The following is a 9,359-nucleotide window of genomic DNA, read 5'->3' as shown; positions in this document are numbered from 1 at the left end:
ATAACTGTAAGTTTTCATATGCTCCTCCTGTTGATTAATTTTTCTATTATAACGGACAGTTTCGAGGAGTGTCTACTTTACTAATACAATATCATGCTATCACAGACAATGAGGTTGGTTCCATGTTGAACTTTTTACAAAAGAAAAGATGGCAGCAGTATCGTGTGCCATCTATCTCTTATTCATCTTTTTTTAGCTTGGCTAAGGCATCCGCCAACGCTGTATTAGCAAAACCCTCATCTTGTTTCTTAAGATATTTATTCACATCACGCTTAGTTGCTTTATTGGCAACTTGTTTTTCCTTTCGCTTTTGAAAGGCGGAAAGCTTTTCCCGGTAGCCGCATACACAGGAAAATGTTTGGCTGTTTCCTTGACCGCGAAGTTCCATTCGTTTATGACAATTAGGACAACGGGCATTCGTCTTCTTGGCAATCGGCTTGCGCTCACCGCACTCACGATCCTGACAAACCAGCATACGGCCTTTCTTGCCGTTGACTTCCAGCATCAACTTACCGCATTTCGAACATTTTGTGCCGGTCATATTAGCATGTTTATACTTAGCACCGCTTGACTTGACTTGAGGAACTACTTTTTTAGCTTGATTTCACTAATAAAGGCTTGTTTTTTTAATGTACCTTGAGCGATTTGCGTTACTCCTTAGCACAGGTTTTGGTAAGACCTAATTTTATAGAATCATCTTTACAAATGGAATCTTTCGAATAAAGTGACTGATGACAAAACTAAGAATCATTCCTACGATTGATACAATGATAAATTTAATGAAAGGAGCCATATATATTTCTCCCATAATTCCCTGAAGTAGATAAACAATAATAATGTGAATGAGATAAACTGTATACGCGTTATCAGCCATGAATGTCAGCAATTTTCCGCGTCTATTCCAAAAATCCCGACAGATAACTAACAAACCTGTGATAAATCCTACACCAATAAAGGCTTCTAAAATGGGCCAAATATTAAAAGATGCCGGAAGCATACCCGTTAATGTATTTAGATAGTGCAATACAGCAGCTGCTATTCCAATGATTAACCAAACGATACCGATTCTAGTCGGTAATGAATGTAACCAATTACGGCGATAGGCGAAGACACCCATAATAAAAAAGCTAAGGTACTGCGGGAGACGTCCGATTTCTACAGGCATAAACGGTAATATATCCACCCATTGTCCAACTGGAAACCAAATCCGAATGATATAATTTACGACTGCCAAAAGCAAAGCAAAGATGAGTAATGCTCTGTGCCCAAGTGATTTTGTGACACTTTCCGTATTATTTTTTGTTTGAGGGATAGCCAATCGCAAAATCGCATAACAAACAGCAAAAGATAGTAAAAGAGCCAAAAACCAAAGATGGGCAACCTCGAAATCACCCTGCCCTATATAAACACCGAAAATATACTGCCAAAAGGACATGTTTGGGCTATCAACGAAGTAGGTAATTGGACCAAATACCATAATCGTCATAAATGCAAACGGAATTCCAAGACGCAGAAATCGCCCCTTTAAAAAGTAGGGAATACCCTTTCGATCCACAGAGATCGGGAAAAAATAAGCAGAGATAAAAAAGAATAAGCCCATAAAATAGGCACCATTTACATCAAAAAAGGGACCTAAAATAGATGACTGTGAAGAACTACGAATCGGCCAATAATCCGTCGCCCCGTAAGCTTGGCCTGCATGATGAGCAACAACCAACAGTATAAGAGCGACTTTTATATTATCAAGAAAAACAAGACGCGTTTTTTTGGTAACTGAGGGCAATCTCTCATTACTATAGGTCTTCATAGAACTCTCTCCTCATAGTTAAACGTGGAATAATAGTTAGGGACCAAGCCTTCATTTGATATCCATTTTAATCTCTTGTTAACGGAAGAATAATTAGTTTTAATCATAGCATGATCCAATAATAGGATATCGAAAACCTGTAACGATAAGCTTTTAATTACTCGATCTGAGATAATAAAATATGTGATAATGGAAACTAGTATAGGTGCAAACCAAGTACTACTAGCATGAATTAATATTTTATTTCCCTTATTTTCCATTTGAAATTCACTCCTTCTTTCATAATATTCAACAAACTTTCATTAATCATTATAAAGTTTTGGTTAGAATACTACATCAGGCTATAATACTAAATCGATATACGACTGTAGACGTAGACCAAATCAAAAATCCAGTATGCAAACTATTCTTTTGCATTTTCCAGCTTCTGAGGTTACTCCAGAATCTGGCCCTTTAATGATATAAGACATCTGAAGTTTTTAAGCTCCATTATCGTAAATTAGAAGACATTATTATCACTCAACACTAATTGCTAAATTCATCACCTAAACCAGTAAAGAGTCTTTTCTAGGTTAATAAAAAGTGACTCAATATGGTATTATCCCCTATAGGTAGACTTGAAAAAAAGAGAACATATTATGATGTTTTTACAAGTCTTCTTAGAGGGAATTTTTCTATGGCAAGAAAAGGACAAACATTTACTACGTATACAGAAGCATTAAAGCGGAAAGTAGTTCATTTAAAGATAGAGGAAGGCTGGTCTTACCAGCATCTTCGTGAAAAGTATGGAATAAAGAGTGATGCTCAAATTGCTGAGTGGGTAATGAAAGTTCAGAATGGGGAATCCTTTGATGATCATCGAGGAAAATGGAACCAAAAAAATTTTGATACCTTGGAAGCGGAAAATGCTTACTTGAAAGGACAGGTAGAATACTTAAAAAAGCGCAATCCAAATCTACATGGGAAGGAGTAATCTTAAAAGCAAATAGATTCTATATTATCGAGGAACTAAGAAAGAAACATCCGCTTAAATGGCTTTTGAAAATAGCGAAAGTATCCAAATCTGGTTACTATAAGTGGCGTACTACTCCTTCTGTACGACATAAACGTCTGGAAGAAAATCTATGTATACAAGAGCATATACTTGCGATTCATAAGTTACATCCGTATTTTGGCTATATACGAATGACAAGTGCGTTATCTCTATCTTATTTAAGAATGTTTTAAATAGGGAGTTTTCTACAAAGAAGATGTACCAAAAATTGGTCACAGATATTACTTACGTGCGAATAAAGACCAAGGTATTCAAGGCAGTAATTCAAGGCGCGGTACCTGTCATGATAATGCCTGTATCGAATGTACCTTTTCTCATTTAAAAACGGAAAAGTTGTATTTAGTTAACCCGAAAACAACTGAGCAAGCATATCAAGCTATATTCGAATATATTACGTTTTATAATAAGGACCGTTTTCAGGAGAAGTTTAAAGGCCTTTCCCCGGTGGATACCGAGAAAAGACCGTAGCTTAGATTACTCTTTTTTCATTGTCTACTTGACAGGATTATGTGCAATAACAATTTCATTTATCAAATTTCGTACCTTTTAATAATTCAGCAAATGGATTATTAATTGGTTCAGCCTCTTTTTCTTGTTGCTTTAAATACTTCTGTACGCTACGTTTATCCATTTTGGCACTTCCTTCTTTTTGGCGACGAGCTTCAAAAGAAGACAGTTTTTCACGATAACCGCATTTACATGCGAAAATTTGTCCTTTTCCTTCACCACGTAGTTCCATTTTCTTTTTACATTGAGGACAGCGTGCGTTTGTTACACGTGATACATGCTTGCGGTGACCACAATCACGATCTTGGCACACTAGCATCTTACCCTTTTTACCATTCACTTCAAGCATTGGTTTACCACAGTCCGGACAATGTTTATGTGAAATATTGTCGTGCTTATATTTTTTATCACTTGATTTAATTTCAGCAACTATTTCTTTTGTGTGCTCTTTCATTTCATTAATGAACACATCTTTCTTCAACTTGCCTTTCTCAATAAGCTCAAGCTTTTGCTCCCATCTAGCTGTTGTTGCAGGTGAACGCAATTCCTCTGGTACTAAATCAAGTAATTGCCTACCTTTTGAGGTGATATAAATTTCTTTACCACCACGTTTTTCAATTAAGAATGAATTGAATAACTTGTCGATAATATCTGCACGTGTTGCAACCGTACCTAATCCACCAGCTGATTTTAAGGTATCTGCAAGCCCTTTATTACTCGTTTGCATATACTTTGTAGGATTTTCCATAGCAGACAATAAAGTAGCCTCTGTAAAGCGTGCAGGTGGTTTTGTTTGACCCGATGTCTGAGTGACTAACTTTGTCTTTAATACATCGCCTTTTTCAATGCTAGGCAATAATTGCTCTTTTATATCGTCTGTTAATTCTTCATCATCAAATCGGTTTTCGTAAACTTCTTTCCAACCAGCATTGATTACTGTTTTACCTTTAGCAATGAATTTTTCCCTATCAATTTCAGCCTGTACCGTTAATTGTTCATATTCGTGTGCTGGAAATAAAACTGCTAAGAAACGTTTTACTACTAAATCATAAATTTTTCTTTCTTTACCAGTGAAAGCTGAGAAATTTACATATCCTTCAGTCGGGATAATTGCATGATGATCGCCTAATTTCGTGTCATTGACGAAAGATTTATTCGCTTTAATTGGCTTACCTAAAATTTTATTAGCTGCTGATCGATACTCGCCAACACCACAAGCTTTTAAGCGCTCTGGAATCGTTGAAACAATATCACTTGAAATATATCGGGAATCTGTACGAGGGTATGTTAGCACTTTATGTTGCTCATACAGTTTTTGCATTATATTTAATGTTTCCTTTGCTGAATAGCCGAAGAATTTATTTGCATCACGTTGTAGTTCTGTTAAATCATAAAGCCCCGGAGCAAATGATTTTTTGGGTTTACGGTCAATTGCCACAACTTTAGCATCTTGACGACCAAGTGATTTAACAATTGCATCGATTTTTTCCTTGTTAAAGCTACGAACATTACCGTTCGAATCTTGCCATGTTAATTTAATCGTATCTGTTTGTGCCTCGATACCATAATATGTTTGTGACTTGAAATTTTTAATTTCATCCTCCCTTGTCGCAATTATGGCTACTGTAGGAGTTTGAACACGTCCGCAATTTAGTTGTGCATTGAAGCGTGTCGTAAGAGCACGAGTAGCATTTAAACCGATATACCAGTCTGCTTCAGATCGTGCAACAGCAGCATGATATAAATTTTCATAGGCTTTTCCTGGTTTCAAATTTTTAAAACCTTCCTTAATCGCTTTATCTGTTACAGAAGAAATCCATAAACGCTTTATCGGCTTGTTTACTTTCGCCTTAGCGATTATCCAACGAGCTACAAGCTCACCTTCACGACAACATCCGTTGCCACGATTATTTCATTAACATCTTTTCGGTTGATTTGGCTTTTAACAGCGTTAAATTGTTTTCCAGTCTTCTTCATTACTGTTAAATTCAAACGTTCTGGTAGCATAGGTAAATCTTCTAATTTCCATGTTTTATATTTCACATCGTAACTTTCTGGGTCAGCAAGTGTAACTAAGTGTCCAAGTGCCCATGTGACAATATATTGTGAACCCTCGATAAAACCGTTGCCTTTCTTGGTACACTTTAATACCCGGGCAATGTCTCGTCCAACCGAGGGTTTTTCTGCGATTACTACTGTTTTGCTCATAATTGACAATCCCTTCTCGTACTTCCTGTTACCTACTTTACCACAAAGTAAGCCTTCCGTCAGTGAGTGACCCTCAAACCATCAGTTCAAAGGACTGACTTGCCTTTTCCTGCCCATTTACCAAGATCGTCAGCTGATGCCTGCCAGGATAATGTTTTCTTGTGGATAAGTTGATAAACTGCTGTTTCCTGACAACCTCTGTCGCACCATCAGCAAAATTCCGATCAGATAATTGAAAAATCTTGCGGTTCTGCCTGCCGTTTGCCTTAACGAAATCAACGGCATACTCGATACGAAGCTTTTGATCGCTCCCTGTTGGATTAATAACCTGAAAGGAAAAGGTCAAGGTGTCCCCTAAGATAAGCTGATCACTAGATAAGGATAAATCTGTCACCATAATTGCTTCTGCATCTAGATAGCCAAACATCTGCAATACGATTGGATCCGCCTGTTTTAATAAGGTTCTGCTGCCATGGCGCAAAATCCAATCAGTTATTGGGTGTTGAAGCTGCCATTTTTGAATAATCTCTCGAACAATATCTGGATGATCTTTCGAGATGTCGTTTAGGTTATTGGCTACACTCTTTTGGACATATTTGGACGGATCTTCATTCAGCTGTTCTAAGATTGGCAAAATAGCTGAGGGGTCTTGGCGGAATATGGTTAATGGTGTCGCCCAAGGCAGCTTCGGGCGACACCCCTCACTTGCCAGCCGGCGGACATGTTCACTCGAATGCTGTGTCCATGCCAGCATTTGTGCCATCATCTTATCTGGGTTCTGCTGAATAAAGGGGCGAACCGCAAATTCAGCAGTAGAGCTTGCGGTAAACTCCTCTAAAGCCTGCATCGACAGCTCCCAATTTTTCTGACCATACCGTTCCACATAATCCGGAAAAAATAAATAAGGGAACCCAACACATTGTGGAGCCAATTTTCTTAATAACTGAATAGCTTCTGGATATGATGCCGGTAAAGCCTTTCCTAAAGACTCAGTCACCCTGCGAATCCTTTGCTTTAACTCCAGTCCTTCCCAATCATCTTGATAAATATAGGATAAAAATTCCTCTTGAGGAAATACAGGATAAACTTGGATCATTTTTTCAATAAAATTCATAAAAAAGGTTTGATTATATACATTTTTTCGAGCTACTGACATTGTTCACTTATCCCTTCTTTAAAAAACATGTTATGATAGAATCTTGAGATTGTTTCTATTAGAGGCTGCTCCCTATAAATATCATACCATTACGGAGTGATTAATTTGTATAAATGGATGAAAAATCGTACCAAAGCACAACTAATTACAGTTACCTTACTATGTGTGGCGTTTCTTGCCTCTCTTGTTTTTGTTCATCATAATCATGCCTTTTATGATCGAACGATTGTCAAAGTTACAGAGGTCGAGGAACTAGACAGAGAAGTAATTCTAGATGAACACGAGAATGAAGATGTGCGTGTCACCCAACAGGTAACAGGCATTCATCAAAATGGCGAGACGCGAGGAGAGACCATCACCTTAACCAATCATTATTCCGAATCGCTAGGTGTAGATTATCAGCTATCGGCTGGCAATGAAATATTTTTGGCTAATGATGGTGAATCAGTCGGTGATATCAAACGAGATAAATACCTCGTGTTTGTTGCTTGGATTTTCCTGTTAATTCTCTTAGCAGTCGGCAAAACACGCGGGGCATTATCCGCCATCAGCCTAGCCGTCAACGGTATCATCTTGTCAACTGCATTGGACATTTACCTGCATAATCCAAACTTAAGTTTATTCGTAATCAGCGGGATTAGCATTGTAATTTTTACCGTATTATCTCTATTACTTGCCACAGGGTTTAATGAAAAAACTTATACAGCCATTATCGCCACCTTGATCGGTACCTTTGCTTCCTTAGCTATCGCCTATTTGGCACTGGTCATAACGGGGGAGCAAGGACTTCGCTACGAAGAGATGTCCTTTTTAACACGGAGTCCGCAAACTGTATTTATGGCGGGGTTATTGATCGGTTCGTTAGGGGCCGTGATGGATGTGGCCATCACCCTGTCTTCTTCTATGTTTGAAATGTTTGAAAAAAATCATCATATGAAGATTGCCACCTTGAAAAAAGCTGGATACGAGATTGGCAAGGACATTATGGGGACGATGACCAATATTTTGTTTTTTGCTTATGTAAGTGGATCGATTCCAATGCTTCTGCTCTATTTCAAAAATGGTTCACCACTGGATTTCACCTTGTCGATGAACCTCTCACTGGAATTGGCAAGAGCCTTGGCCGGTGGAATTGGAATTGTACTGACGATACCTATTGCTATTTATATCTCCCTCTTTTTTATTAAAAGAAAGCAGGTGAGCGTATGAATACATTAACCTTGTTAGCGATTATTTTATTTGTCTTGATGGCATGGATTGGCGGTAAAAAAGGAATTAAATCATTTATTGCCTTGTTTATCAATTTTCTTATCTTGATTCTGACAGTTATTATTATGAATGATCCGAATGCACCGCCTGTACTGTTAACGATTATTGCCTGCGGGCTAATTAGTGCCGTGAGCCTTTTCTTTATTAATGATGTCAATAATAAGACGGTGCTCGCCTTCTTTTCCACGATTGTGACAATTGTGGGACTGATCTTCTTTATTATCATTATGACGGAGCAGTCAATGATTCATGGCTTTGGCGAAGAGGAATCTGATGAGTTAACGATCTATTCCGTTCATATCGGACTTAACTTCGTACAGATTGCTTCCTCGGTCATTATTATGAGTACAATTGGTGCCATTGTGGATACGGCTATTTCAATTACATCACCAATGCGTGAAATTCGCGAACAAAACCCTGACATCTCTAGAAAAGATTTATTTCTGGCTGGCATTCATATTGGACGCGATATATTAGGGACAAGCACCAATACGTTATTCTTTGCCTTCTTTGGGGGATATATGGGATTAATTATCTGGTTTAAAGATTTGGACTATTCACTTGGTGACATTGTGAATGCCAAAGTCTTTAGTGACGAAATGATCACCATCCTTACCTCTGGTATGGGGGTAGCCCTTGTTATTCCTGTAGCCGCAGCCATGAGTGCTTATTATCTTACACGCGAAAAAACAAAAGAAATCGATGAACATCCAAAAAAATAATGGGCAGGTTATCTGCCCATTATTTTGCCATATTCTGTCTGCATCTGATCATAAGTCAGCGGACCGAAGACATAAAGCTGAATAACGCCTTCGGCATCTATGATATATGTCGTTGGCAGCGGCCTAATTTGATAGAGATCAGACACCCCGCTGTGTTGATCTAGCAGTATGGGAAAAGTAAGCCCATATTCAGCGACAAAATGCTCTACATCCCGGATACTATTCTCTGTGGAGGTTAGATTAACAGCCAGTACTTGTACATCTGTATCTTGATACAACTGTTCCATATCAGGCATCTCCTCCCGGCAGGGAAGACACCAAGTTGCCCAAAAATTTAGCAAGACAGGTTTTCCTCGATAATCGGATAAATGGACACGCTCACCATCCATTGTTTCTAATGTAAAGTCTGGCGCCAGATTACCAATGTCCAGTCCAACATCTGCTGCCAGCTCTTCCTCCTGATCAAACCAGAAATCAAACAAAGCCCAGCCAAGCATAGCCAGTAAGGCGATCAATATAAACCACTGTTTCATATATGTGCCTCCTCCCTCAATATACTTTCATTTTCTTAAAATATCGCTGTTTTTCTCTAATTTTCATTGATTAATATTAAAAACATTAGGTAAGTCAAGGAAT

The 9,359-nt window shown here is 38.2% G+C and carries 5 protein-coding genes and 3 pseudogenes; 3 read left to right on the top strand and 5 right to left on the bottom strand.

What is annotated here, in order from left to right; genetic code table 11:
- Window positions 1-178: 178 nt before the first annotated feature.
- Window positions 179-654 (bottom strand): annotated as a pseudogene (locus tag JOD18_RS23810) (DNA topoisomerase III); the annotation flags it as partial.
- A 31-nt stretch (window positions 655-685) separates the two neighbouring features.
- A complete protein-coding gene (locus JOD18_RS23805; protein WP_204671938.1) occupies window positions 686-1,807 on the bottom strand; it encodes an acyltransferase family protein in 1,122 nt (373 codons plus the stop codon).
- A gap of 676 nt (window positions 1,808-2,483) precedes the next feature.
- On the opposite strand from JOD18_RS23805, the pseudogene JOD18_RS23800 reads away from it, so the two are divergent.
- Window positions 2,484-3,334, top strand: a pseudogene (locus JOD18_RS23800) (IS3 family transposase).
- 50 nt (window positions 3,335-3,384) lie between these two features.
- Here JOD18_RS23800 and JOD18_RS23795 read toward each other — a convergent pair.
- Together JOD18_RS23795 and JOD18_RS23790 are read right to left on the bottom strand one after the other, a co-directional pair.
- Window positions 3,385-5,576, bottom strand: a pseudogene (locus JOD18_RS23795) (DNA topoisomerase III).
- A 73-nt stretch (window positions 5,577-5,649) separates the two neighbouring features.
- On the bottom strand, window positions 5,650-6,732 hold the full coding sequence (locus tag JOD18_RS23790) for a DNA alkylation repair protein (RefSeq protein ID WP_204671937.1): 1,083 nt from the start codon (window positions 6,730-6,732) through the stop codon (window positions 5,650-5,652).
- A gap of 96 nt (window positions 6,733-6,828) precedes the next feature.
- Between JOD18_RS23790 and JOD18_RS23785 the strand changes: the two genes are divergently transcribed.
- Both JOD18_RS23785 and JOD18_RS23780 read left to right on the top strand, forming a co-directional pair.
- On the top strand, window positions 6,829-7,941 hold the full coding sequence (locus JOD18_RS23785) for a YibE/F family protein (RefSeq protein WP_338029611.1): 1,113 nt from the start codon (window positions 6,829-6,831) through the stop codon (window positions 7,939-7,941).
- Window positions 7,938-8,723 (top strand): YibE/F family protein, encoded by a 786-nt coding sequence (locus tag JOD18_RS23780; RefSeq protein ID WP_204671935.1) that lies wholly within the window; start codon window positions 7,938-7,940, stop codon window positions 8,721-8,723. The genes JOD18_RS23785 and JOD18_RS23780 overlap by 4 nt, the downstream gene beginning before the upstream one ends.
- Before the next feature lie 8 nt (window positions 8,724-8,731).
- Here the strand turns inward: JOD18_RS23780 and JOD18_RS23775 are convergent, their stop codons facing one another.
- Window positions 8,732-9,256 carry a redoxin domain-containing protein gene (locus JOD18_RS23775; RefSeq protein ID WP_204671933.1) on the bottom strand — a complete coding sequence of 175 codons (525 nt, stop codon included), beginning with the start codon at window positions 9,254-9,256 and terminating at the stop codon, window positions 8,732-8,734.
- Window positions 9,257-9,359: the final 103 nt, after the last annotated feature.

Source organism: Gracilibacillus alcaliphilus, from assembly GCF_016909015.1.
Classification (GTDB): domain Bacteria; phylum Bacillota; class Bacilli; order Bacillales; family Amphibacillaceae; genus Gracilibacillus; species Gracilibacillus alcaliphilus.
This window is presented reverse-complemented; position numbering and strand designations above follow the sequence as displayed.